The organism is Pseudomonas petroselini (genome assembly GCF_045037875.1).
In the GTDB taxonomy this organism is placed as follows: domain Bacteria; phylum Pseudomonadota; class Gammaproteobacteria; order Pseudomonadales; family Pseudomonadaceae; genus Aquipseudomonas; species Aquipseudomonas petroselini.
Genome location: NZ_CP173614.1, coordinates 4,739,114 through 4,763,916 on the forward strand (window position 1 = coordinate 4,739,114; position 24,803 = coordinate 4,763,916).

Genomic DNA, 24,803 nt, shown 5'->3' on the forward strand with positions numbered 1-24,803 from the left:
TTAGGAAAACCGCACGGAAATGAAATTTTCCGCGGGCTGTTTTTTGTCATATTCACGTCATCTCATTCATTTGCAGAATGAAGTCCTGAGGAATCTTCGTTTGCAAGCAAGCCTTGCGCTCAACAAAATCCAGGCAAAGGCCACCTTCATCGTCATCGCCATCAGGAATTTTTCTATGCCCACCACCGCACCTGTCTGCCCCGATGAGATCCGCAAGGGCTTTTCCAAGGCCATGTCCGACATGTACCGAGATGAAGTTCCACTGTATGGCGCGCTGATGGAGTTGGTGGCCGAGACCAATACCCGCGTGCTCGACACCGAACCGGGCCTGGCGCAGCACCTGCAACGCACCGGCGAAATCCAGCGCCTGGACAGGGAACGCCACGGCGCGATCCGCCTGGGAACCGCCGCCGAGCTGGCGACCATCAGCCGCCTGTTCGCAGTGATGGGCATGCAGCCGGTGGGCTATTACGACCTGACCCCGGCCGGCGTGCCGGTGCACTCCACCGCCTTTCGCGCCGTGCACGAACAGGCGCTGCAAACCAGCCCGTTTCGGGTGTTCACGTCCTTGCTGCGCCTGGAACTGATCGAAAACCCCGACCTGCGTGCGTTCGCCGAAACGGCCCTGGCCAAGCGCTCGATCTTTACCCCAAGAGCCTTGGCGCTGATCGAACAAGCAGAAAAGGACGGCGGCCTCAATGCCGTGGACGCGGATGAATTCATCCGCCAGGCCCTGGAAACCTTCCGCTGGCACCACACCGCCACCGTCACGGGCGCGCAGTACCAGCAACTGAGCGACCAGCACCGCCTGATCGCCGACGTAGTAGCGTTCAAAGGCCCGCACATCAACCACCTGACCCCGCGCACCCTGGACATCGACCAGGTCCAGGCCGCCATGCCTGGCAAAGGCATCACCCCCAAGGCCGTGATCGAAGGCCCACCCCGCCGCCGCTGCCCGATCCTGCTGCGCCAGACCAGCTTCAAGGCCCTCGACGAACCCATCGCCTTCACCGACGCCCAAGGCAGCCACAGCGCACGCTTTGGCGAGATCGAACAGCGCGGTGTGGCCCTTACGCCCAAAGGCCGCGCTCTGTACGACCAACTGCTGAACGCCGCGCGCGACGAGCTGGGCGCTTTCCCCAATGAAGGCAACGCCGCACGTTATGTCGAATTGATGGAACAGCACTTCCAGGCCTTCCCGGACAACCACGCCCAGATGCGTGATCAGGGCCTGGCCTACTTCCGCTACCTCACCACCGAGCAAGGTGTGGCGGCGCGCGGCAGCGCCGAGCAACCGCGAACCCTGGAAGCATTGATCGCAGCGGGCCACATCGATGTGGAGCCGTTGGTGTACGAGGATTTTCTGCCGGTGAGTGCAGCGGGGATCTTTCAGTCGAACCTGGGGGATGCAGCGCAGAGTCACTACGCGGCCAATTCGAACCAAGCCGAGTTTGAACAGGCGCTCGGCCGCCGGACGATTGATGAATTGAAGCTGTATGAGGAAACGCAGCAGCGCTCTATCGATGAATGCATCCAGGCACTGCTGGCCTGAATTGAAGTGCCCACCCGGCTCAACAGCGCAGTCCTTGCGCCGCAACAGTCCCCAGAGCCGGGTGGGCGGTGGGCATCATAGGCAGTGAAGAGAAGCCTGTCCTTCAGACAATTCTGAACAAATGTGCGCGCCCCTGTAGGAACGCGGGCTATCCCCTACCCCAACTTCGACACAATGTCGTCTTTGATCAACAACCGTTTCTTCTTCAGCTTCTCCACCTCTTCATCGCCGGCGCTTGCTGATTCTGCCTTCAGTACCTCCTTGTCAGCGTCGTCGTATTGAGTGAGCAGCGAGTCCAGGCGTTTGTCATTTGCCCTGCGTTCGTGAACGACTTCCTTGCTGAACCCCAAGTCCTGATACAGGTCGTGTTTCACTGGCATGGCGTACCTCCGCAAGTTGATCAATGGCTTACGCCCTAGAAGCTAGACCATTGCGAGGGGTCTTGTCATGTTCAAGGTCAATACATCCCCGTTCGTCGCAACACAGGCGATGGGATCAAACCTTTGGCGCACTGTGCCCTCCACTGTAGATCGCCACCCGAGGGAGACCGGTTCATGAAGCAAGCTGCCACCGCCGTCGACACCCAATGCATCAACACAATCCGCACCCTGGCCATGGATGCCGTACAAAAAGCCAATTCCGGCCATCCCGGCACGCCCATGGGCCTGGCCCCCGTGGGGTATACGCTGTGGAGTCGCTTCCTGCGCTATCACCCCCAACACCCCGACTGGCCCAGCCGCGACCGTTTTGTATTGTCGGTCGGTCATGCGTCGATGTTGCTGTATTCGTTGCTGCACCTGGCAGGCGTGGTGGAGTTGGATGCTGATGGCGAGCGCACCGGCCAGGCCGCTGTCAGCCTGGACGATATCAAGCAGTTTCGGCAGGCGGGTTCGAAAACCCCCGGCCACCCCGAGTACCGCATGACCACCGGTGTGGAGACCACCACCGGCCCGCTCGGCCAGGGCTGTGCCAACAGCGTCGGCATGGCCATTGCCGAGCGCTGGCTGGCCAAGCGGTTCAACCGTGAAGAAAAAACCCTGTTCGACTACAACGTCTACACCCTGTGCGGCGACGGCGACATGATGGAAGGCATCAGCGGCGAAGCGGCGTCGATGGCCGGGCATTTGAAGTTGGACAAGCTGTGCTGGATCTATGACAACAACACCATCAGCATCGAAGGCCACACCGAGCTTGCGTTCAGCGAAGACGTGATCAAACGTTTCCAGGCGTATGGCTGGCACACCCTGCACGTGACCGATGCCAACGACTTGCAAGCCTTGGGCAATGCCTTGGAGGCCTTCCATTGCAACCGTGGCGCACCGACCCTGATCGTGGTCGACAGCGTGATCGGCTATGGCTCACCGCACAAACACAACACGGCCGCCGCCCATGGCGAGCCTTTGGGCGAGGATGAAATCCGCCTGACCAAGGCCGCGTATGGCTGGCCCGAGGACTCCAGCTTCCTGGTGCCCGATGACGCCCGCACGCACTTGCGTGATGCGCTGCTGGATCGCAGTGAGCCGCTGTATGAAAAGTGGAGCGAGCACCTGGCGCAGCTTGAGCAGTACGAGCCGGAACTGGCCGATGAATTGCGCCGTATGCGGGCCGGGGAAATGCCCGAACACTGGCGCAAACACCTGCCCAGCTTTGACGCCGACGCCAAGGGCATCGCCAGCCGTGCCGCTGGCGGCAAGGTGCTGAACGCGTTTGCCGAGCAAATCCCATGGTTGCTGGGCGGCTCGGCGGATTTGTCGCCCTCGACCAAGACTAACCTCACGTTCGAGGGTGCCGGGCGCTTCAGCGCTGACGACTACACGGGGCGCAACCTGCACTTCGGCATCCGTGAACACGCCATGGGCGCCATCGCCAATGGCATGGCGTTGTCCTACCTGCGCCCGTACACCTCGACCTTCCTGGTGTTCAGCGACTACATGAAGCCGCCGATCCGCCTGGCGGCGATCATGGAGTTGCCGGTGGTGTTTGTCTTCACCCACGACTCGATCGGTGTGGGTGAAGATGGGCCGACGCATCAACCTATCGAACATCTGACGCAACTGCGCGCCACGCCGGGGTTGCTGACCCTTCGCCCAGGCGATGCCAATGAAACGCTGGCGTTGTGGACAGTAGCACTGGCGCAAACCCATCGGCCGAGTTGTGTGGTGTTGTCGCGTCAGCCATTGCCTACGCTGGATCGTAGTAAGTATGCCGCCGCATCGGGTGCTGCCAAGGGTGCCTATGTGCTCGCAGGTGCCGATCATCCTGAGGTCCTGCTGCTGGCGACGGGCAGTGAAGTCAGCCTCGCGGTGGACGCTTACGAGCAACTGAAAAGCGAAGGGATTGCCGCGCAAGTGGTCTCGATGCCCAGCTGGGAACTGTTTGAAGAACAGGACCAAGCCTACCGCGACAGCGTGCTGCCACCAGCGGTGAAAGCACGGGTGGTGGTGGAACAGGCAGGCCCATTGGGCTGGGACCGCTACGTCGGACAAACCGGAGCCAAGGTGGTCATGAACAGCTTCGGCGCATCGGCACCGTTGGCCAAGCTGCAGGAGCAGTTTGGGTTCACCGTGGACAACGTGGTGAAGCAGGCCAAGGCACAAATCCACCTGACTCAACAGTGATCAACCTGTGGGAGGGGCGGTGCGACGATTCGACTTGCTCCCGATGGCAGTGGTCCAGGCACTTAGGAGTTGACTGACACACCGCTATCGGGAGCAAGTCGAATCGTCGCACCGCCCCTCCCACATTTGATTTGCTTTGATTGTTGGATCAGCGCTCGGGCCGATATCGATCACCCAATCTGGGTCTACTGGTGAAGCCAGCCCCCTCCCACATATGAGCTGCTTTGATTGCTAGATCAGCTCTCGGGCCAGAAATGCCGCGGTGCGGCTGGTCTTGCTTTTAGCAACCTTCTGCGGCGTACCGCTGGCAACCACCTTGCCGCCCAAATCCCCCGCGCCCGGTCCGATCTCGATCACCCAGTCACTCTGCGCCACCACGCGCATTTCATGTTCCACGACAACCACCGTATGCCCCGCGTCCACCAGGTGATTCAACTGGCTGAGCAAGCGGTCGACATCCCGTGGGTGCAGCCCGGTGGTGGGTTCATCCAACACATACAGCGTGGCGCCTCGGGCATTGCGTTGCAGCTCGGTGGCCAGTTTGATGCGCTGCGCTTCGCCGCCGGACAGTTCGGTCGCCGGTTGCCCCAGGCGCAGGTACCCCAAGCCGATATCGCGCAGCACCTGCAATGAACGCAATACGCCGGGCTGTTCGGCGAACACTTCCACGGCCTGCTCCACCGTCAGCCCCAGCACCTGGGCGATGCTCAAGCCTTGCCATTTAATCGCCAGGGTCTCGGGGTTGTAACGCGCGCCATGGCAGGTCGGGCATGGCGCGTACACGCTGGGCATGAACAGCAATTCAACACTGACAAACCCCTCGCCCTCGCAGTTCGGGCAACGGCCCTTGGCAACGTTGAAGGAGAACTGCCCGGCATCGTAGTGGCGCTTCTTCGCTGCAGGTGTGGCGGCGAACAGTTTGCGCACGTTGTCGAACAAACCGGTGTAGGTCGCCAGGTTGGAGCGCGGCGTGCGGCCGATAGGTTTCTGGTCGACCTGCACCAGGCGGCGGATGTGCTCCAGCCCCGCGCTGATACGCCCACCACTGGTTTGCGGGGCGTCATCTTCCAGGCTTGGCTCTTCGTCGCTTTCCAGCACACGTCCCAGCCCGCTGCCCACCAGCTCCAGCAGTGCCTGGCTGACCAGGCTGGACTTGCCCGACCCGGAAATCCCGGTGACTGCCGTGAAGCAGCCGAGCGGGAAATCGACGTTCAAGCCGTCGAGGTTATTGCGCGTCACACCTTCCAGTTTCAGCCAGCCCGTGGGCTCGCGACACACCGGATTCGCCACGCGTTTTTCAGCGAACAGGTACTCACGGGTCTGCGACGCCTCCACCTGCGACAGCCCCGCCGGCGGACCGCTGTACAGGACTTGCCCGCCGTGTTCACCGGCGGCCGGGCCGACGTCGATCAGCCAGTCGGCGCGGCGCATGGTTTCCAGGTCATGCTCCACCACAAACAGCGAATTACCCGCCGCTTTCAACCGATCGAGCGCCGTGAACAACGCTTCGCCATCCGCCGGATGCAAACCCGCCGACGGCTCATCCAGCACATAAATCACACCAAACAACTGCGAGCCCAATTGGGTCGCCAGGCGCAAGCGCTGCAACTCACCGGATGACAAGGTCGGCGTACTGCGTTCCAGGGACAAATAGCCCAAGCCCAACTCGGTCAAGGTGCTGACCCGCTCGAGCAGGTCCTGGGCGATACGCTGCGCGGCCAGGCGCTTTTCCACCGACAGTTTCATTTTGTCCTGCCCCGCCGCCACCGGCCGCAACAATTCAGCCAATTGCGCCAGCGACAATTGCGACAGCTCACCAATGTCGACCCCGGCAAACTTCACCGACAGCGCCGCCTTGGTCAGCCGCTTGCCCTCGCACAGCGGGCAGGCGCTGCCTTGCATGAACTGCGAGACGCGCTTTTTCATCAGCGCACTTTGGGTGTGGGTGAAGGTGTGCAGGATATAGCGCCGCGCCCCACTGAAGGTGCCCTGGTAGCTAGGCTCGAGTTTGCGTTTCAACGCCTCGCGGGTTTGCTCGGGCGTAAAACCGGCGTACACCGGGACCGTGGGGGTTTCTTCAGTGAAGAGGATCCAGTCGCGCTGCTTTTTCGGCAGCTCGCGCCAAGGAATGTCCACGTCATAGCCCAGGGTCACGAGGATGTCGCGCAGGTTCTGGCCTTGCCACGCCAGCGGCCAGGACGCCACTGCGCGCTGGCGGATGGTCAACGACGGATCGGGCACCATCAGCGCCTCGGTCACTTCATAGACACGGCCCAGGCCATGGCATTGTGGGCACGCACCTTGGGGCAGGTTCGGCGAAAAATCCTCGGCATACAGCATCGCTTGACCCGGCGGGTAACTGCCGGCGCGGGAGTACAGCATGCGGATCAAGCTCGACAAGGTGGTCACGCTGCCCACCGACGAGCGCGCACTCGGCGTGCCGCGCTGCTGTTGCAGGGCCACGGCGGGCGGCAGGCCTTCGATGCTGTCGACATCCGGCACCCCGACCTGGTCGATCAGCCGACGCGCATAAGGCGCCACCGATTCGAAATACCGCCGCTGGGCCTCGGCGTACACCGTGGAAAAAGCCAGGGACGACTTGCCCGAGCCCGACACCCCGGTGAAGACCACCAAGGCATCGCGGGGAATATCCACATCGACGTTTTGCAGGTTATGTTCGCGGGCGCCACGCACGCGGACGAAGCCGTGCTGCTGGGCAGTGATCGGGGGGAGAGTGCGCTGTGAAGTCATGAACAACCTTGTCTGACGCTGAGCACGCTGCGTATCCGTTGCGCCAGGGCTTCGGGGCTATAGGGCTTGCTCAACAGGTGAATATCGGGGCTCAGCAGGTGATTGCTGGAGAGAATGTCGCGGGTGTGGCCGGAGGTGAACAGCACCGCGACCGGCGGCGTCTGCGCACGAGCCCAGGCGGCCAGGTCGGTGCTCTTGATGCGGCCGGGCATCACCACGTCGGTGAAGATCAGCTCGGGTTGCACGCCGGCCTGCAGCATGTGCATCGCACGGTCACCGTCTTCGGCCGTGAGCACGGTGTAACCCGATTGTTCAAGCAACTCCACGACCGTCGCGCGCACGTCTTCATTGTCTTCAACCACCAGGATGGTCTCGTGGCCATTGGCATGCGACACCGGCTCGGCGTGGGCTTCCTCAGCTTCTTCACCGAGGCTGCGCGGGAAATACATTTGCACCACCGTGCCCTTGCCCTCCTCGCTCCACACCTCGACATGCCCACCGCTTTGGCGCACGAAGCCAAACACCATGCTCAGGCCCAGGCCTGTACCGTGGCCATTGCGCTTGGTGGTGAAGAACGGCTCGAATACCCGCGCCAGGATCGCCGGCGGCATTCCTACGCCGATATCGGTGACAGCCAGGCGCACATACTCACCGGGCTTGATACTTTTACCGGCACAATCGCCGGGATTGAGGATGATGTTCTCGCCGGTGATACGAATCACGCCCTCGCCTTTCATGGCATCCCGGGCGTTGATGGCCAGGTTGAGCAGTGCGTTTTCCAGCTGGTTGCGGTCAACGTTGATGCACCAGGAGTCCTGGGGCAATTGCACGTCGATATGGATGGTTTCCCCCAGCGCCCGTTGCAGCAGTTCGCCGAGGCCCGCGTAGATGCGTTGCGGGTTGTACACCGCCGGTGACAAGGGTTGGCGACGTGCGAAGGCGAGCAATTGTGACGACAGCTTGGCACCACGCTCCACCGCCGCAATGGCCGCCGCAACACGACGCTGCACCTGGGGGTTGTCCGGTTCATGGCGCGACAGCAGGTGCAGGTTGCCGGCGATGACTTGCAGCAGGTTATTGAAGTCGTGCGCCACGCCGCCGGTGAGGCCGCCGATGGCTTCGAGTTTTTGCGATTGGCGCAGTTGGTCTTCGGCAGCAGAACGCGCCTGCACTTCGTCGGCGACCCGCTGTTCCAGGTTGTGCGTCAGTTCCTGGCGCACACGCTCGGATTTTACGTGCTCGGTGGTCTCAGTCACGATCACCAGGACGCCGGCGGGTTGCTGGTTGTCGTCAGCCACCGGACTGTAGGAAAGATCCATCCAGACTTCTTCCGGTTGGCCGTTACGTGACAACTCCAAGGGAAAGTCACGGTACGACAACGTGCCACCGGCAAGGCACGTGTCCAGCACATGCCGATTGAAATCGGCCACTTCCGGCCAGCCCAGTTCCACCGGTTTGCCCAGCAGATACGGGTGGCGACCACCGGCAAACACGGAGTAACTGTCGTTGTAGATCATGTACCCCACCGAGCCCCAGAGCATCACCATGGGCATGGGTGAGGCCAGCAGCATCTGCACCGTGCTGCTCAGGCTGCAAGGCCACTTGTCAATCGGGCCCAACTCGGTGGTCGACCAATCGAAGGCGCGGATTCGCTGGGCCATTTCACCGCCCCAGCCTTCGCAGCCGTGGGTATTGGATAAAAATTGCATGTTGGGCTCTTGGCGACGTTAGCGTTGTTGGGGAGCGCTGTTCCACTGATAAAACGTTGGAGCCTGGCCGCAATGAATCGTTTCATTTGCGTATAGCTTATCCGTGGCAACCGCTGCAAGGCCTCTTCAGTGGAAATCGCGACTGCGCACATGGATCCCCTCCAACAGCGGCGTCAGGTCGGTCAAGCGCCCGGCGATCAGGTGTCGCACTTCGCCCACCGCCTCCCAGCGCCCATCCACTTTCAGCAGCCGCGAGCCCACCAGCGCTTGGCGTTGACGCTCGGCAAGATCACGCCAGACCACCACATTGAGGTTGCCGAACTCATCTTCCAGGGTCACGAAGGTCACCCCGCTGGCGGTACCGGGGCGTTGCCGTCCGGTCACCAACCCGGCGATGCTGACGTTGCGCCCATGCTCGACCAGCATCAGTTCCTGCGAGCTACGGCAGCGTCGTTTGCGCAGCTCGGTGCGCAACAACGCCAATGGGTGTGGGCCCAAGGTCGTGCCGACAGTGGCGTAGTCGGCCTGCAGGTCCTCGCCCACCGTCGGCGCCGGCAGTGCCACCACGGCTTCATCGGGGCTTGGCAGGCCGGCGAACAGCCCGAGTTGCTTGTGCACCCCCGCCACCTCCCAGCGCGCCTTGTGCCGGTTGTCGGCCAGGGCGCGCAAGGCACCGGCATCCGCCAACAATGCCTGGGTGCGCGCATCCAGCCCGGCGCGCGCGTCCAGGTCGGCGATGTCGCTGAACACCCCGCGTTGGCGCGCCGTTTCGATACGCCGACCCTCCTCTTCGCGTAACCCCGCGATCATGCGCAAGCCCATGCGAATCGCCGGCTGCGCGCCGTCGATGGGCTCCAGGCTGCAATCCCAGTCACTGGCCTGTACATCCACCGGCCGAATCTGCAAACGATGGCGCCGCGCATCCTGCAGGATCTGGTCCGGGCTGTAGAAACCCATGGGCCAGCTGTTGATCAGCGCACAGGCAAACGCCGCCGGCTCATGGCATTTGAGCCAGCAACTGGCGTAGGTCAGCAAGGCGAAACTGGCCGCGTGGGATTCGGGGAAACCATAGCTGCCAAAGCCCTTGATCTGCTCGAAGATCTGCGCGGCAAAGGCTTCGCTGTAGCCGTTTTTCAGCATGCCGGTGCGCAGGCGCTCCTGGTGCGGTTCCAGGCCACCGTGGCGTTTCCAGGCCGCCATGGAGCGGCGCAGTTGGTCGGCCTCGCCGGGGCCGTAGTCGGCAGCGACCATGGCGATCTGCATCACCTGCTCCTGGAACAGTGGGATGCCCAGCGTGCGCTTCAACACCACCTCCAGCTCCGGTGACGGATAGGTGGTTTCTTCTTCCTTGTTCCGACGCCGCAAATACGGGTGCACCATGCCGCCCTGGATCGGCCCCGGCCGCACGATGGCGACCTCGATCACCAGGTCATAGAACGTCTGCGGCCTGAGCCTGGGCAACATCGACATCTGCGCCCGCGACTCGATCTGGAACACGCCGATGGTGTCGGCCTTGCTGATCATCGCGTAGGTGGCCGGGTCTTCCTTGGGAAGGCTCGCCAAAGAAAAGTCCCGGTTGCGATGGCGGCGCAACAGATCGAAACAGCGGCGGATCGCGCTGAGCATGCCCAGGGCGAGGATATCCACCTTGAGCAGGCCGACGGCATCGAGGTCGTCCTTGTCCCACTGGATGATGGTGCGCTCGGCCATGGCGGCGTTTTCCACCGGTACCAGGGTGTCCAGCGGGTATTCGGAAATCACAAAGCCGCCGGGGTGCTGGGACAGGTGCCGGGGAAAGCCGATGAGTTGTTGGGTGAGCGTGAGCACGCGACGCAGGATCGGGCTTTGCGGGTCGAAGCCGCCCTCGCGCAGGCGCTCCAGGGGCGGCGCGTCGTCACTCCAGCGCCCGCAGCAGTCGGCCAAGGCGTTGATCTGGTCCGGCGGCAAGCCCAGGGCCTTGGCCACATCCCGCACCGCGCCGGCCGCGTGGTAACTGCTGACCACCGCCGTCAGCGCCGCGCGGGTGCGGCCGTAACGCTGGAACACGTACTGCAGCACTTCTTCGCGGCGCTCGTGTTCGAAGTCCACGTCGATGTCCGGCGGTTCATTGCGCTCCTTGGACAGGAAGCGCTCGAACAGCATGCTCGTCAGGCTCGGGTCGATCTCGGTGATCCCGAGGGCAAAACACACCGCTGAGTTGGCCGCCGAGCCCCGGCCCTGGCACAGGATCGAACGGCTGCGGGCGAAGCGCACGATGTCGTGCACGGTGAGGAAGTAGCTTTCGTAGCCCAGCTCGCTGATCAGCGCCAGCTCTTTGTGGATCTGCTGCAAGGTGTGGGCGTCGACACCCTGCGGCCAACGCTGGGCGATGCCTGCTTCGGTCACGGCGCGCAGCCAGGATTCGGCGTCGTGGCCCTCGGGCACCAGTTCGCGTGGATAGTGGTAACGCAACTGGCTCAAATCGAACGTGCAGCGGCGTGCGATGGCCTGGGTTTCGTCGAGCAAGGCGTGCGGGTACAGCGCAGCCAGGGCGTCGAGGCTGCGCAGATGCCGCTCGCCATTGGGGTGCAGGCGCGTGCCGGCCTCGGCCACCGGCACGTGATGACGGATGGCGGTCATGGTGTCCTGCAGGGCGCGGCGCCCACGCGCATGCATGTGCACATCGCCGCAGGCCACGGCCGGAATGCGCAGGCTGGCGGCCAGGTTCAGGCGTTGTTCCAGGCGGTGCGCATCGTCCTGGCCGCAATGCAGGTGCACCGCCAGCCACAGCCGCTCGGCGAAGGTGCGGCGCAGCCATTGGATCGAGGCCTGGGTGTCGCTGTCCTCGGCCACCCACAGCGCCAGCAGGCCGGGCAGCGGTTGGTCGAAGTCCTCCAGCAACAGGCGATAGCTGCCTTTTTCCGCGCGCCGTCGGGCCAGGGTGATCAAGCGACACAGGTGCTGGTAGCCGCTGAGGTCTTCCACCAGCAGCACCAGTTTCGGGCCGTTCTCGATGCGCACCTCGCTGCCGATAATCAGCGGCAGCTCCACGGCCTTCGCCGCCTGCCACGCACGCACGATGCCCGCCAAGGTGCACTCATCGGTGATCGCCAGGGCACTGTAGCCTTGGCGTTTGGCCCGTTCGAACAATTCCAGCGCACTGGACGCGCCGCGCTGGAAGCTGAAGTTGGACAGGCAGTGCAGCTCGGCGTAGCTCATGCAAACCAGCCTTGCAGCCACAGCCCATCGTTCTGCCCCACGGTGCGGTAGGCCCAGCCTTGCTGGCCGGCGCGGGTCTGGATCAGGTAGTAGTCGCGGCGCACATCGGCGCCGTCCCACCAGCCGGACTCGATGCGTTCCGGGCCCATCAGGATATGCACGCCGTGCTCGGCCAGCAGTGTGGGCGTGCTCAGCAGCCAGCCGGGGCGGTGCACGTTGTTCAGGGGCGGGCACGGGTGTTTATCCGTCGCCGCTTGCCAGGCGCATTCGGGGCGGTGGTCGGCGTGAAAACGCAGGCCTTGCACCGCCTCATCGCCCAAGCGGGCACGCAGGCGTTCGCGCAATTGCGCCCACGGCAACGTCTGCTGCGGACGGTCGTCGAACAGGTCCTGGCGCTGCGGCACGAACACCGGCAAGTCCTGGGCCACCAGGCGAACACCGCGCACCGGCGAGGTGACTTGGACGTGCTCCAGACGCCCACGGGCCAATTCAAACAGCATCGCCGGCTCGCGCTCGGCGCTGAGCAGGCCGACCTTGATCACCGTGTCGGTTGCCTGGGCGTGTTCCAGGTGCAGGTCGAAGCGTTGCACGCCACTGTCACGGCCACACAGGAAGGCGGACAGATCGCCAGTCAGACGTCTTAGCGGAAACAGCAGCGCCTGGTGGGATTGCACATCGAAATTCAGCTCGATGCGCACATCGAACCGGTCAGGCGGCTGGTAAAACGCCAAGGCCAATGGGCGCTGCCCGCTCAATGCATCCAGGTGCTTGAGCAGGCTGGCATCAAAGCGGCGCGCCAAGGTGTGCCGGGGCAACGCCTGCACCTGGGCCAGGGTGCGCAGCCCCATGCGCGACAAGGCCGTGGCGGCCTGCGGGTCAAGGCCGGCGCGGTCAATGGGCAGCGGCCCCAGGGCCTGCATCAAGCCGTCATCCTGCACCGCCAGGCCATCCTCGATATTCGCCAGCGCCCGCGCGGCGGCGGGATTGGGCGCAGCGACAATGCGGTGACGAAAGCCCAGTTCAGCCAGCTCCTTGCGCAAACGCGCTTCGAACTGCGGCCACGGCCCGAACAGACCCAGGCTCGACTCGATTTCGAACAACAAGGCCCGTGGATAATACAGGCTGACCTGGGAGCTGAACTGGTAGGCCCAGGCGGCGAGGAATTGTTGGTGGCGTTCGATCTCGGCGGGGTCATATTCGGCGCTGGCAAAGGTCTTGGTCAGGGCCTGCGCCGCCGTCAGGGATTGACCGGGACGCAAGCCCAAGGCGCGGGCAGCGTCATTGACGGTTTGCAGGACGCGGCGCTGTGGCGTGCCGGCCAGCAGGGCCAGGGGTTGGTCCGGCTCGGGGTGCACACGCTGCACCCCGTCCAGCGCCAATTGCGGGAAGACAATACACACCCAGCGCATGGCAACCTCAGTGCCCCGCCAGCGCAATCGGCGCCGGATGGGCCAGCCCGCCCCGGCACTTGAGCACCCGCACTTGCGCGGGTTTCGCCTCGACGGCCAGGCGCAAGGCGGCGGGCGATGCATTGATCGCCTCACTCAAGGCGCGCCAGGCAAACGCCAGGGTCTGCCCGGTTTCCGCCGCAACTTGCAGGCGCCGCAGTGCCCGGTCATCGGCCTTGCGCGGCCAGCACAACACCGCGCCGCAACTGCCGGAGCGCAGGCACTGCTCGACGGCCCACAAGGCATCGCGCTCCTCGGCCTGGATCACTGAGAGCAGGCGCAAATCCACCCCGGCGTTCTGCCAGGCGTGGGGGTACGGCGTGTACGGCGGCGCCACCAGCACAATGCGCTCGCCTGCCTTTGATAAGCGCGCCAGGGTCGGCAGCACCAGCTGCAACTCACCCACGCCGTCCTTGGCCATGAGGATTTCACTCAACGCCGCTTCCGGCCATCCGCCCGAGGGCAGCACCGCGTCCAGCGCCGCCAGCCCAGTGGGATAGACACTGGCCGGGGGCGCGGCGGGCCGGCCTTTCCACACGCGACCGCCATTGAACAGCGTGTCCAGTGCAACGACGGCGCCCATCAACCTTGCCTCACCAAACCGCAAAACACGCCTTCAATGGCCAGGTCCTGATCGGGCCCGACCACGATGGGTTGATACGCGGGGTTGCGCGGCAGCAGGCGCACGCTGTCGCCGCTGCGTTCGAAACGCTTGATGGTCACTTCGCCGTCCAGGCGCGCCACCACAATCTGCCCATTCAAGGCCTCGGCACTGCGGCGTACGCCCACCAAGTCGCCGTCAAGAATGCCGTCTTCGATCATCGAGTCACCTTGTACCCGCAGCAGGTAATCCGGGGTTTTCGCAAAGGTAGACGGGTCCAGTTGCAGGCGGCTGTGCACTTCAGCATCGGCGCCGATGGGCAAGCCTGCGGCCACTCGACCGAGCACCGGCACATCCAGCCATTCCGGGCGTGCCGGTTGGTTGAGCAGCCGAATGCCTCGGGCCTGGTTGGGGTTGACCTCGATAAAACCGGCTTCGGTCAGCGCCAGCACATGCTTGCGCGCCACGCTGCGCGAGGCAAAGCCGAACGCCTCGGCGATCTCGGCGAGGCTGGGGGGCTGGCCTTGCTGCGCGATGCGGTCGCGGATAAAGGTCAGGATGGCGGTACGGCGGGGGGTCAGAGTCGTCATGGAGTACATTTGTACTCCTGTGGGAAATTTCTGACAATAGCCGCCAGTCGCTTGGAAGCCGACGAGCGTTATCGAAACATCCCACATAACCGCCGGATAAGCTCTACTCCCCTCCCCTGAAAAGGTCCGCAAAGTCCCTCGCCTGACTACACAGTGCGAGGGATTGCAGATGGCGTTATTGGTTTGGGCCCCGGTTGATGGGGCGGCCTCATGATCGAATTGACCAGCCAAACCATTGGTTTTTTGGTACTGGCCGCCCTGGATTCAAAGACGCGAGACGTCGAATCCGTGATCAGCGACTTCAAGCGCTGCCTCAATCACTACGACGCCTGGGCGGAGAGCTTTTTCAGCTTTTCGGCGCTGGATATCGAGCAAGTCTTCAAGGTTGGACATGAAGTGGCGCTGGTCGCGCCGATCAACCACTCCCTGTTTCCCAGCACCACCACCGCAACCTGCCAGGCCAACGGCACGTTGACCCTGGTGCATATGTTCCAGAGCGCTCGATTCGTGCCAATTGGCAATACGCCAGTGATGCTGCAACGCATCGACCCCAAGGGTGGCCCGCTGGGCGACCCCCTCCATAAGACCATCGGCCCCAGCGGCATTCTCGAAATCACGGAATGTGATCGCAACCAGCAGTACCGAGTCAGTTTCTACCCCAACGTGTCCACAGCGCATTTCAAGGCGTTGTACGCCTCTTACCAGTCGGTTATCGAGCCGCTGGAAGGCTGGCTGCGCAGTGAATGGGGCACCACCTTCGAACCGTTGTGGAAGGGCTATTCCGAGGCCAACGTTCTCAAGCGCTACCTCTCACTGCATCAAGGCTACGCACGCGGGTTTGGTAAGGCGCTGTACTCACTCTGGGACAACATTCAGCAGATGCTGCAGTGGTTTTTGGACCCATTGGGGCATGCCGAAAAACTGCTGCATTACTTGTCCCAGGATGAATTTGAAAAGCTGTTGAAGCTCGGTACCGAAAGCCTTGCAAAGGGCTTGATGGTGCTGAGCGATGAGCCGCTGTTGTTCATCTATCTGTCGGCAATGGTCAGTTGGATGCGGATGTTGCCGCCGCCCTACATGAACGAGTTGCTGGGGGAAATCAGCGCCGAAGTATTGATCAATGTGGTGCTGTGTCTCGCTACCGCCGGGATGGGGATGGCGGTGCGCATCGGTACGAAGGTGCTGGGCAGCATCAAGTCTCAGCATGCGCGCAGATGGTTGGAGCACATGGCTGGGCAGTTCGGGAAGTTTCGTGCGGATGATCACACGCAGGTGGCTAAGCCGATATTGCTCAGTAGCCAGGCAACGACGATCAAGACGATTCCGGCTGTGCCGTTGAAGGCTGGGGATCAAGTGGTTGCCAACCCGGTGCCGGTGGTTCGGGACAAGCCCAAGCAGCGGACGGTGTTGGTTCGGCAAGAGCCTGTGGATGACGTGCCGGCTGTTGCTAAGAACCCGGCTGAAGAGGCGGCCGCGTCTTCGGACAAAACAGCCACTAACGGTTGCCCGGTGTCGATGGTCACCGGGGAGGAACTGCTGACGCTGACCGATGGGGCGTTGGACGGGGTGTTGCCGTTTGAGTGGACGCGGTTGTACCGCACCAGTGCGGTGGAAGTGGATTGTGGGTTGGGGTTTGGCTGGAGTCACTCGCTGGCGCATCGGCTTGCTGTTTCCGGTGATTCGGTGGTGTGGACCGATCATGAGAATCGGTCGACCACCCTGCCCTTGCCTACGGTTTCTCGCCCCGCAATCACCAATAGTTTGGCGGAAGCGGCGATCTACTTGGGGTCGTTGCCTGATGAACTGGTGCTGGCTCAGTCGTCACGGTTCTACCACTTTCGCGACGGTGTGCTGACGGCGATCAGCGATGCGTATGACAACCGGCTGTGTATTGCCCGGGATTTTTTGGGGCGCATTGAGCGGCTGGATAACGGTGTGGGGCGCTCGCTGTTTTTGCGCTATGCATCGGGTCGGGTCGTGGCGGTGGACTACCAAATTCAACGCATCGTCGATGAGGGTCCGTATGTTTGGGTGACGGAACAGACCGTTGTTTCCTACACCTATGACGGTGCTGGACGACTGGTTTCTGCGACCAATGCTGTCGGTGAACGCGAGGTTTATCGGTACGACGAACAGCACGTCATTCTTGAGCGTGGTTTGGCCGGTGGGGCGAGTTTCTACTGGGAGTGGGAGCGGGCTGGTAAGGCGGCGCGGTGTGTGCGGCATTGGGCCAGTTTTTCGCAGATGGACACGCGGTATGCCTGGGATGACAACGGGCAGGTCACGGTGTTTAACGTCGACGGCAGCCAAGAAGTCTATGTCCATGATCAGCGGGCGCGGCTGGTGCAGCGGGTGGATCCGGACGGTGCCGAGCACTTTAAATCCTACGATGAAAAAGGCCGGCTGACGGTTGAGCAGGACCCGCTGGGGGCGGTGACGGCGTATCAGTACGACGAAGCCGGACGCTTGGTGGCGTTGTTTCCGGGGGAGGATGAGCCTACGACCTACGAGCATGACAATGGGTTCGTACGGGTTGTGCGGCGTGGTGAAGCGGTTTGGAAGTATGAGCGCAATGATCAGGGCGATGTTATTCGCAGGACCGATCCTGATGGTCACGCTACTGACTACAGCTACAACAAATATGGGCAGTTGGTTGGGGTTTGGTATCCCGATCACAGCTGTCAGAAGTTGGTTTGGAATGAACGTGGGCAGTTGCTTGAGGAGCAGTTGCCGAATGGTGGGATCAAGCGTTATCGCTATGACGATCTTGGCCGGCAGGTGGCCCGGGAGGATGAACATGGGGCGCTGACCCAGTATCTGTGGGATGCAGCAGGTCGCCTGGTAAAACTGACCAATCCCGGCGGTGACACGCGCGAGTACCGCTACAACCCCTACGGAAAAATCACTTCCGAACGCGATGAACTGGGGAACGTCACCCGCTACGAATACGCTGACGGCCTGCACCTGATCAGCCGCCGCCTCAACGCCGATGGCAGCCAGGTCAACTACCGCTACGACAACGTGCGTTTGTTGCTGACCGAGATCGAAAACGAGGTTGGCGAAACCTACCGACTTCAGTACCACAGCAACGGCCTGATCCAGCAGGAAACCGGGTTTGACGGCCAGCGCACGGCCTACGTTTACGACCTCAACGGTAACCTTCAGGAAAAGACCGAACACGGCGATGACGGCAGTCAGTTGGTTACCCGCTACGAGCGCGACCATGCCGGTCGGCTCGTAAGAAAAACCCTGCCTGATGGTGGTGCCGTCGACTATGCCTACGACCGTCAGGGCAATCTCCTCAGCGTTGACGACGGTAATTGGTTTTTAGCCTACGAATACGACGTCCAAAACCGCCTCACCGCCGAACACCAAGGCTGGGGAACCCTGCGCTACGGCTACGACGCTTGCGGCCAACTAACAAACCTTCGCCTGCCCGACAACAACCGCCTCACCTTCAACCACGACAAAGGCGGCCACCTTTCCACGGTTGAACTGAATGGCGCAGTACTGACCTCACACCAATTCAACGCTGGCCGCGAACAACAACGTACCCAAGGCAAACTGCTCAGCACTTACCAACACGACCACCAAGGCCGCCTGTTCAACCAAAGCATCGGCGATGCCGAAGGCCCGGTGTACCGCCGTCATTACGACTACGACAAATCCGGCAACCTCACCCGCCTGCTCGACACCCGCAAAGGCGAGCACCACTACCACTACGACCCACTAAGCCGCCTCACCCGCGCCGACCACTCCCAAGGCGAGCCAGAACGCTTCGGCCACGACCCCGCCGGCAACCTGCTCATGCAAAACCGCCCCGGCCCCGACATCGTGGCGGGCAATCGCCTGATGATCCAAGGCGACCACCACTACGACTACGACGCCTTCGGCAATCTCATTCGCGAACGCCGCGGCAAAGGTCATCAACTTGTCACCGAGTACCGCTACGACTGCCAGCATCGGCTGATCGGCATCACCCAACCTAACGGCCAGACCGCCAGCTACCGCTACGACCCGTTTGGGCGGCGTATCAGCAAAACCGTCAACGACGTAACCACCGAGTTCTTCTGGCAAGGCGACACACTCATCGCCGAACACCACGCGGAGCGACACCGCAGCTATGTCTACGAACCCGAAACCTTCCGCCCGCTCGTCCTGCTGGAAGGCTTTGGCCCAAAGGAAACCAAGGCCTACCATTACCAGCTCGACCACCTTGGCACCCCGCAAGAACTCACCGACACCGACGGAGAAATTGTCTGGTCCGCGCACTACCGCGCGTACGGCGAAATCACCCGGCTCGACATAGGAAAAATCGACAACCCGCTGCGCTTCCAGGGCCAATACTTCGATCAAGAAAGCGGACTGCACTACAACCGCCATCGCTACTACCATCCGGATATTGGTCGGTACCTGACGCCGGACCCGGTGAAGCTGGCGGGGGGGATCAACGCGTACCTGTACGTGCCCAATCCTACGGGGTGGGTGGATCCGTTAGGCTTAAGCCCATGTCCTGGCGGAGATAGTTGCAAGCCAAAAACTGAAGCTGCTCTTACCACGGAAACAACATCCGTGGACAAGGGAGAACCTAGGCCACCTAAGGGTGCTAGCACCGAATACCTATATCGCGGAGACCAAAAAAATCCAGATCATGTCTTTCAACATGGATTCAAAAGCAAGGGAAATAGCAATGACTTATACTTGCACGCACTCGACAGCAACAACCCTCCGAGCAACTTCATAAGTACCTCGCCATCTAAGATTACCGCGATCGATTTCGCGACTAGATATGGAACACGAAAAGGATTTCTTTACGCATTGAAAAAAATCCCTGGTCGAGACATAAACAAAGAGCTTGGAAAATTAGCACCTTTTGACAACGAGGCAGAAATTGCCATACAAAGTAAAATTGACACAGAAAATATATTGGGCGTAACCCCTATGAGGCGAGACGGGGGCTACGTGGGCTATTCAATTCCGAACCCGAACAGGAAAGTAAAATGAAAACAAAAAAAGTCAAAGCAATAATAAATAACGTAGAACAATACGTCACGTTTCAATATGACTCTTCACGTACAAAACTTAAATTCTCCGAGGCAGATAATTTCGAAAAAACATATACCGCAGACGACATGTATCTTTGCCTGGCCAAAATCAGAATTGATTTTCCTCATATAAAATTCCTTTGCAAAGGCGCCAAAATAAATGTGAGGCCTTCAAGTATGGCCTCACAAATGAGCGGAGGAATGGTTGCATATGAGTTAACACTTGGAAAACGCACAACACGCGAAGACTTGGTTCATATATTTGAACATGAGGAGTACAACCTGACAAACGACCCACGGGAACAACAAAAATTTTATGAAGAATGGATAGTGTCTATAGGTGCCCACCGACCTGAGCCCTTAGACTCGAGCGACGACACAGACTGATTCTGAGCGGGTGATTTTGGGCTGCTTCGCAGCCCAGCGCAGGGCAAGCCTGCTCACTACAATGATCGTGCCCCCCTCAATAGGCGGGGTTACCAGCCTTCTTTAAGCATCCGCAATTCCAGATGCTGCAACAGCATGATGGTCTTGCCATCGGCAATCTCGCCGTTTTGCACCCATGCCAAAGCCTCTTCAAAGCCCAGCTCCAGCACTTCGATATCTTCGCCCTCCTCTTCCAAGCCACCGCCAGTCCCAACCCGATCACCCGGCTGATATTCACCCATGAAAAAGTGAATCCGCTCCGTCACCGACCCCGGGCTCATGAAGGCCGCATAGATCTTCTCCACATGCCCCACGCGGTAGCCGGTTTCTTCTTCCGCTTCCAGGCGGATCCGCTCTTCGGGGCTGGCATTGTCGAGCAAGCCGGCCGCCGCTTCGATCAGGTAGCCGTGGTAATCGTTGACGAACGTGGGCATGCGAAACTGGCGAATCAGCAGCACCGTGCGCTGCTCGCGGTTGTACAGCAGAATGGTCGCGCCGTTGCCGCGGTCGTACACCTCGCGGGTTTGGGCTTGCCAACTGCCGTCGCGGCGGCGCAGGTCGAAGCTGTACTTTTTCAGCAGGTACCAGTTTTCCGAAAGCGTCTCTTCGGCGGTGATGCGAACGGGGCTGTTGTCCATGGTGGGGTCTTTACTCAAGGGAGTGATCGTTTTCACGCTTGTTTGATACGCGGCCAGGCGGCGGCGACGGCTTCAGCACTGTCCGCTTTGATGCGAGCCAGATTGCGCGGGTATTCCACACCAGGATTTTCCGTAAACCGCGTGGCCGTGAATTGTCCATTGCTGGCCCGCACGATGTAACCCGTGTCTTCGCACTGCGTCGAGGCGAGAAACAGCACGCCCGGCGTCACCCACTCCGGCTTGAGTTCATCCGGCTCGTCAGTCACACCCCACATGCGGGTCTTGGCCACCGGCGAGATCGCATTGACTTTGAGCCCCGCATCCAAGCCTTCATGACTCAACGCGTTCATGATCCCTAATTGCGCCATCTTGCCGGCGCTGTAGGCCACCAGGCCGGTTTGCTCGTACTGCGCGTACATGGCGCGGTCGGAGGTGGTGAGGATGATGCGCGGCGCCGATGAATGCAGCAGGTGCGGCCAGGCGTGCTTGCACAGCCACAGCGGCGCGTAGAGGTTGATCGCCATGGCACGCTCAAGGAAAGCGGCGTCGAGGTCTGCGATGTTCTGGTAACCCACCCAGCCGGCGTTGTGGATCAGGATATCGAGTTGGCCGAATGTCTCGAGGGTATACGCAATCAGTTGCTCGCAGCCCTCGTTCGTGGACAGGTCACCCCCGTGGCCGATCACCGTCAGCCCTTCGGCCTGCAAGGCCTCGGCCGCTGCCAGAACCACCGACGCATCGCTGCCTGCACCGGCAGTGTCGGCGCCGATATCACTGATCACCACGCGCGCACCGCCCAGGGCCAGTGCCCGTGCATAGCTGAGTCCCAGCCCGCGTGCACCGCCGGTGACGATAGCGGTTTTGCCTGTGAAATCCATGTGCTTGCTCTCCTGTTCGGCTGCCCACCCTAACAACCCGTGCACCGTTTGTTCAATGCTGTAACACTTTGCAAGCAATCCCGGTGGACGGCTGTCGAATTAATTCCTGCCTCTGCAAGCCATCTGGTAAAACCCCTGCTTCACCTTTTTCCAGGAACCTTCATGTCTTCACGTTTTCTGTCGCGCCTGAGCCTGCGCTGGTTTCCCCTGCTGTGCATGGCACTGTTGATCGTCGGCCTGCCGGTGGGTTGCGCGATGTTGCAACACAAGGAGCGCGAGCTGGTATTTCGCATCGAACCGGGCACCGCCAGTTGGTACAGCGGCTTGCCCAAGGCCGTGCAGGAATTCGAACTCAAGCCCGCCAGTCTCAAATCGGGGCAGAACATTCATGGCTGGTGGTACCCGGCAGACAACAAAGACGCACCTGCGATTCTCTACCTGCACGGCGTACGCTGGAACCTCACAGGGCAGCTGTTTCGCATCGAGCAATTGCATGCCCTGGGCTACTCGGTGCTGGCCATCGACTATCGTGGTTTCGGCCAAAGCCGCGGCGAGCTGCCGTCGGAAACCACGGTGTACGAAGACGCGCGTATCGCCTGGGAGCGTTTCCAGGCGCTGCAACCCGATCCGCAAAAACGCCTGATCTACGGGCACTCGCTCGGTGGCGCGGTGGCCATCGACCTGGCTGCAGAACTGGGTAAACAGATGCCGTTGCCCGTACGCGGGCTGGTGATCGAATCCACCTTTACCTCGCTGGCGGATGTGGCCACCGCCGTAGCGAACACCTCTCTACCGGTGCGCTGGCTGCTGTCGCAGAAATTCGATTCCATTGACAAGATCGCCGACATCCATATGCCACTGCTGGTGGTGCATGGCCTCGACGACCGCTACGTACCGCCGCGCTTCAGCCAACAGTTATTTGAAGCCGCCCGGGAACCCAAACGGCTGTTACTGGTGCCCGGCGCCAGCCATAACAACAGCATGAGCCTCGCCGGTCGCAGCTATGGCCAGGCATTGGAGAAACTGATGCAAGCGAAGATGCCGGCCCAGGTGGTCACGCACTCCACAGGTCGCAGCGGCGACTCATAAAAACGCTTTTCGGCACTGGGTTCGCGCTTGCCTGTCAAGCGCAAACCCAGCCCATGCTGGGCCAAATCAGAAGTTGATCAAATATTGATCTCGGCTTAAATCGCCAACCCTGCCGGGGCTTCGCAAAGTTATCCACAGAGATACCCACGGTTTTCGTGGACAACTCTTTTTATATTTTTACGTTTTTTTTGCTCAATAAACGCTTTCAGGAAATGTACCCGGCAACAAAATCTCGCGATTCACATCGCGTATATCGTTATACCCACACAACGCCATCGACACGTCCAACTCACGGGCGATGATCTGAAGCGCCTTGGTCACACCCGCTTCGCCCATCGCACCCAAGCCATACAAATGCGCTCGACCGATCATGGTGCCTTTGGCGCCCAACGCCATCGCCTTGAGCACATCCTGACCGGAACGAATGCCACCATCGAGCCACACTTCAATGCGCTCACCCACCGCCTCCACAATCGCCGGCAACTGGCTGATGCTCGACGGTGCTCCATCCAGCTGACGGCCGCCGTGGTTGCTCACCACCAGTGCATCGGCGCCGGAGTTCGCCGCAAGGCGCGCGTCTTCCACATCGAGGATGCCCTTGATGATCAACTTGCCGCCCCAGCATTGCTTGATCCACGCCACGTCGTCCCAGCTCAGGCGGGGGTCGAATTGCTGGGCCGTCCAGGAAGAGAGCGAACTCATGTCGGCGACACCTTTGACATGCCCGACAATGTTGCCAAAGCCACGCCGCTGGGTGCCGAGCATGCCCATCACCCAACGCGGCTTGGTGGCCATGTTGAGGATATTCGGCAGGGTCAGTTTGGGCGGCGCCGACAGGCCGTTGATCAGGTCTTTGTGGCGTTGCCCGAGGATCTGCAGGTCGAGGGTCAGCACCAATGCGTCCACACCGGCAGCTTTGGCACGTTCGATCAATTGTTCGACAAAGGCGCGGTCGCGCATCACGTACAGCTGGAACCAGAACGGCTGGCCAACCTGTTCGGCGATGTCTTCCAAAGAGCAGATGCTCATGGTCGACAAGGTGTAGCGCAGGCCGAACGCGGCGGCGGCACGGGCAGTCAGGATCTCGCCATCGGCATGCTGCATACCGGCCAATCCGGTCGGTGCCAACGCCACCGGCATGGCCATGTCCTGGCCGATCATAGTGGCGCGGATTGAGCGCTCATCGATATTGCGCGCCACGCGCTGGCGGAATTTTATGCGGGCAAAATCGCTTTCGTTGGCGCGGTAGGTGCTCTCAGTCCAGGAGCCGGAATCGGCGTAGTCGTAGAACATGCGTGGGACACGTTTTTGCGCCAGCTTGCGTAAGTCTTCGATGGTGGTAATCAACGACATCTAGGTCACCTCTCCCTGAACTGAATGCTGAGAGTAACCGCCCATCGGCCGCGCAACCAGCCATTGCGTTTATACCAGTGCGCGTCTAATCTCGCACAAACCCGCATAAAGACGCAAAATAATGCATAACACTCATCACGCCATCGACCTGCCTTCTTTGCGCAAACAAAAGATCCTGTTGCTGCTGGAACGCGACGGCAAAGTTACCGCGTCGGAATTGGTCGAACACTTCGCCGTTTCCCAGGACACCATTCGCCGTGACCTCGGCGAGCTCGCTGCCGCCGGCCTGTTGCAACGTGTGCACGGCGGCGCCCTGCCCCGGCCGAAGGACACCGGCAAAGACTTCTTCACCCGTGTCGGCGAGACCAACGAGGCCAAGCGCCGCCTCGCACGACTGGCCGCTGAACGCGTGGAAGAGGGCCAGATCGTGCTGTTCGATTCCGGCTCCACCACGTTGCAGATCGCCCAGTCATTGCCCCGTTCAATGCGCCTGACCGTGGTCACACCGTCGCCCATGATCGCGATCGCCTTGGCCGACCATCCCGATGTGAAGGTGATACTGACGGGTGGCCAACTCAACCCGGCGACCCTGTCCACCAGCGGCCACGAGACCGTGCGCATGATCCAGAGCATCAAGGCCGACCTGCTGTTTACCGGTGTCTGCGCGCTGCACCCGCAAGTGGGCATCAGCTCGCTGCATTTTGATGAAGTGGCGGTCAAGCAAGCCCTGCTCGACAGCGCCTCCCACGTGGTGGCGGTGACCATGGCCGACAAACTCGGCGCGGTGGAGCCCTTTGTGGTGGCGCCGTGCAGCCGCATTCACACATTGATTACCGAGTGGCACGTGCCGAGTGTGGAGGCGTATGAGCAATTAGGGTTGGAGGTGCTGCGGGTAGAGGTTGAGTGA

Annotated in this window: 16 protein-coding genes; 6 read left to right on the top strand and 10 right to left on the bottom strand. The window is 61.2% G+C overall.

Going from position 1 to position 24,803, the window contains the following annotated elements; genetic code table 11:
* The first annotated feature begins 175 nt into the window (after window positions 1-175).
* Entirely contained in the window at window positions 176-1,552 is a 1,377-nt protein-coding gene (locus ACI512_RS21670; protein WP_236381269.1) for a VOC family protein, read from the top strand.
* Between the two features lie 155 nt (window positions 1,553-1,707).
* On the opposite strand, the gene ACI512_RS21675 is transcribed toward ACI512_RS21670, so the two are convergent.
* On the bottom strand, window positions 1,708-1,932 hold the full coding sequence (locus ACI512_RS21675) for a DUF465 domain-containing protein (protein ID WP_102060728.1): 225 nt from the start codon (window positions 1,930-1,932) through the stop codon (window positions 1,708-1,710).
* Between the two features lie 174 nt (window positions 1,933-2,106).
* Here ACI512_RS21675 and tkt point away from each other — a divergent pair, with 174 nt between their 5' ends.
* Window positions 2,107-4,170 carry a transketolase gene (gene tkt / locus ACI512_RS21680; RefSeq protein WP_236381267.1) on the top strand — a complete coding sequence of 688 codons (2,064 nt, stop codon included), beginning with the start codon at window positions 2,107-2,109 and terminating at the stop codon, window positions 4,168-4,170.
* 231 nt (window positions 4,171-4,401) lie between these two features.
* On the opposite strand, the gene uvrA is transcribed toward tkt, so the two are convergent.
* The 6 genes from uvrA to lexA form a co-directional block, all read right to left on the bottom strand.
* Window positions 4,402-6,921 (bottom strand): excinuclease ABC subunit UvrA, encoded by a 2,520-nt coding sequence (gene uvrA / locus ACI512_RS21685; protein WP_405121329.1) that lies wholly within the window; start codon window positions 6,919-6,921, stop codon window positions 4,402-4,404.
* Window positions 6,918-8,630 (bottom strand): ATP-binding protein, encoded by a 1,713-nt coding sequence (locus ACI512_RS21690; protein WP_236382987.1) that lies wholly within the window; start codon window positions 8,628-8,630, stop codon window positions 6,918-6,920. Before ACI512_RS21690 ends, uvrA begins: the two co-directional genes overlap by 4 nt.
* 126 nt (window positions 8,631-8,756) lie before the next feature.
* Window positions 8,757-11,828 carry an error-prone DNA polymerase gene (locus ACI512_RS21695; protein WP_236382989.1) on the bottom strand — a complete coding sequence of 1,024 codons (3,072 nt, stop codon included), beginning with the start codon at window positions 11,826-11,828 and terminating at the stop codon, window positions 8,757-8,759.
* The gene (locus ACI512_RS21700) at window positions 11,825-13,237 is read right to left on the bottom strand and encodes a DNA polymerase Y family protein (RefSeq protein WP_012724751.1); all 1,413 of its coding nucleotides are present in this window, start codon (window positions 13,235-13,237) and stop codon (window positions 11,825-11,827) included. The genes ACI512_RS21695 and ACI512_RS21700 overlap by 4 nt, the downstream gene beginning before the upstream one ends.
* 7 nt (window positions 13,238-13,244) lie before the next feature.
* A complete protein-coding gene (gene imuA, locus ACI512_RS21705) occupies window positions 13,245-13,859 on the bottom strand; it encodes a translesion DNA synthesis-associated protein ImuA (protein ID WP_012724752.1) in 615 nt (204 codons plus the stop codon).
* Window positions 13,859-14,476, bottom strand: a complete 618-nt coding sequence (gene lexA, locus ACI512_RS21710) for a transcriptional repressor LexA (protein WP_034106295.1) — start codon at window positions 14,474-14,476, stop codon at window positions 13,859-13,861. Before lexA ends, imuA begins: the two co-directional genes overlap by 1 nt.
* A 201-nt stretch (window positions 14,477-14,677) precedes the next feature.
* Here lexA and ACI512_RS21715 point away from each other — a divergent pair, with 201 nt between their 5' ends.
* Entirely contained in the window at window positions 14,678-19,471 is a 4,794-nt protein-coding gene (locus tag ACI512_RS21715) for an RHS repeat-associated core domain-containing protein (RefSeq protein ID WP_405121330.1), read from the top strand.
* Window positions 19,468-19,899: a hypothetical protein gene (locus ACI512_RS21720; protein WP_236383984.1), complete on the top strand. Its 432-nt coding sequence runs from the start codon at window positions 19,468-19,470 to the stop codon at window positions 19,897-19,899. Before ACI512_RS21715 ends, ACI512_RS21720 begins: the two co-directional genes overlap by 4 nt.
* Before the next feature lie 89 nt (window positions 19,900-19,988).
* Here the strand turns inward: ACI512_RS21720 and ACI512_RS21725 are convergent, their stop codons facing one another.
* Window positions 19,989-20,576, bottom strand: a complete 588-nt coding sequence (locus ACI512_RS21725) for an NUDIX domain-containing protein (protein ID WP_064054553.1) — start codon at window positions 20,574-20,576, stop codon at window positions 19,989-19,991.
* Window positions 20,577-20,608: 32 nt separating this feature from the next.
* Complete coding sequence (locus tag ACI512_RS21730; RefSeq protein ID WP_405121331.1) at window positions 20,609-21,454, bottom strand: SDR family NAD(P)-dependent oxidoreductase; 846 nt, start codon at window positions 21,452-21,454, stop codon at window positions 20,609-20,611.
* Window positions 21,455-21,616: 162 nt separating this feature from the next.
* Here ACI512_RS21730 and ACI512_RS21735 point away from each other — a divergent pair, with 162 nt between their 5' ends.
* A complete protein-coding gene (locus ACI512_RS21735) occupies window positions 21,617-22,543 on the top strand; it encodes an alpha/beta hydrolase (protein ID WP_236383114.1) in 927 nt (308 codons plus the stop codon).
* A gap of 192 nt (window positions 22,544-22,735) precedes the next feature.
* On the opposite strand, the gene ACI512_RS21740 is transcribed toward ACI512_RS21735, so the two are convergent.
* A complete protein-coding gene (locus tag ACI512_RS21740) occupies window positions 22,736-23,896 on the bottom strand; it encodes an alpha-hydroxy acid oxidase (protein ID WP_093541697.1) in 1,161 nt (386 codons plus the stop codon).
* Window positions 23,897-24,017: 121 nt separating this feature from the next.
* Here ACI512_RS21740 and ACI512_RS21745 point away from each other — a divergent pair, with 121 nt between their 5' ends.
* Entirely contained in the window at window positions 24,018-24,803 is a 786-nt protein-coding gene (locus ACI512_RS21745; RefSeq protein ID WP_046034712.1) for a DeoR/GlpR family DNA-binding transcription regulator, read from the top strand.

What these genes read in the sequence shown, in the direction of transcription:
- ACI512_RS21670 (WP_236381269.1), top strand. Translation starts at nt 176, where the DNA reads ATGCCCACCACCGCACCTGTCTGCCCCGATGAGATCCGCAAGGGCTTT.
- ACI512_RS21675 (WP_102060728.1), bottom strand. Translation starts at nt 1,932, where the DNA reads ATGCCAGTGAAACACGACCTGTATCAGGACTTGGGGTTCAGCAAGGAA.
- tkt (WP_236381267.1), top strand. Translation starts at nt 2,107, where the DNA reads ATGAAGCAAGCTGCCACCGCCGTCGACACCCAATGCATCAACACAATC.
- uvrA (WP_405121329.1), bottom strand. Translation starts at nt 6,921, where the DNA reads ATGACTTCACAGCGCACTCTCCCCCCGATCACTGCCCAGCAGCACGGC.
- ACI512_RS21690 (WP_236382987.1), bottom strand. Translation starts at nt 8,630, where the DNA reads ATGCAATTTTTATCCAATACCCACGGCTGCGAAGGCTGGGGCGGTGAA.
- ACI512_RS21695 (WP_236382989.1), bottom strand. Translation starts at nt 11,828, where the DNA reads ATGAGCTACGCCGAGCTGCACTGCCTGTCCAACTTCAGCTTCCAGCGC.
- ACI512_RS21700 (WP_012724751.1), bottom strand. Translation starts at nt 13,237, where the DNA reads ATGCGCTGGGTGTGTATTGTCTTCCCGCAATTGGCGCTGGACGGGGTG.
- imuA (WP_012724752.1), bottom strand. Translation starts at nt 13,859, where the DNA reads ATGGGCGCCGTCGTTGCACTGGACACGCTGTTCAATGGCGGTCGCGTG.
- lexA (WP_034106295.1), bottom strand. Translation starts at nt 14,476, where the DNA reads ATGTACTCCATGACGACTCTGACCCCCCGCCGTACCGCCATCCTGACC.
- ACI512_RS21715 (WP_405121330.1), top strand. Translation starts at nt 14,678, where the DNA reads ATGATCGAATTGACCAGCCAAACCATTGGTTTTTTGGTACTGGCCGCC.
- ACI512_RS21720 (WP_236383984.1), top strand. Translation starts at nt 19,468, where the DNA reads ATGAAAACAAAAAAAGTCAAAGCAATAATAAATAACGTAGAACAATAC.
- ACI512_RS21725 (WP_064054553.1), bottom strand. Translation starts at nt 20,576, where the DNA reads ATGGACAACAGCCCCGTTCGCATCACCGCCGAAGAGACGCTTTCGGAA.
- ACI512_RS21730 (WP_405121331.1), bottom strand. Translation starts at nt 21,454, where the DNA reads ATGGATTTCACAGGCAAAACCGCTATCGTCACCGGCGGTGCACGCGGG.
- ACI512_RS21735 (WP_236383114.1), top strand. Translation starts at nt 21,617, where the DNA reads ATGTCTTCACGTTTTCTGTCGCGCCTGAGCCTGCGCTGGTTTCCCCTG.
- ACI512_RS21740 (WP_093541697.1), bottom strand. Translation starts at nt 23,896, where the DNA reads ATGTCGTTGATTACCACCATCGAAGACTTACGCAAGCTGGCGCAAAAA.
- ACI512_RS21745 (WP_046034712.1), top strand. Translation starts at nt 24,018, where the DNA reads ATGCATAACACTCATCACGCCATCGACCTGCCTTCTTTGCGCAAACAA.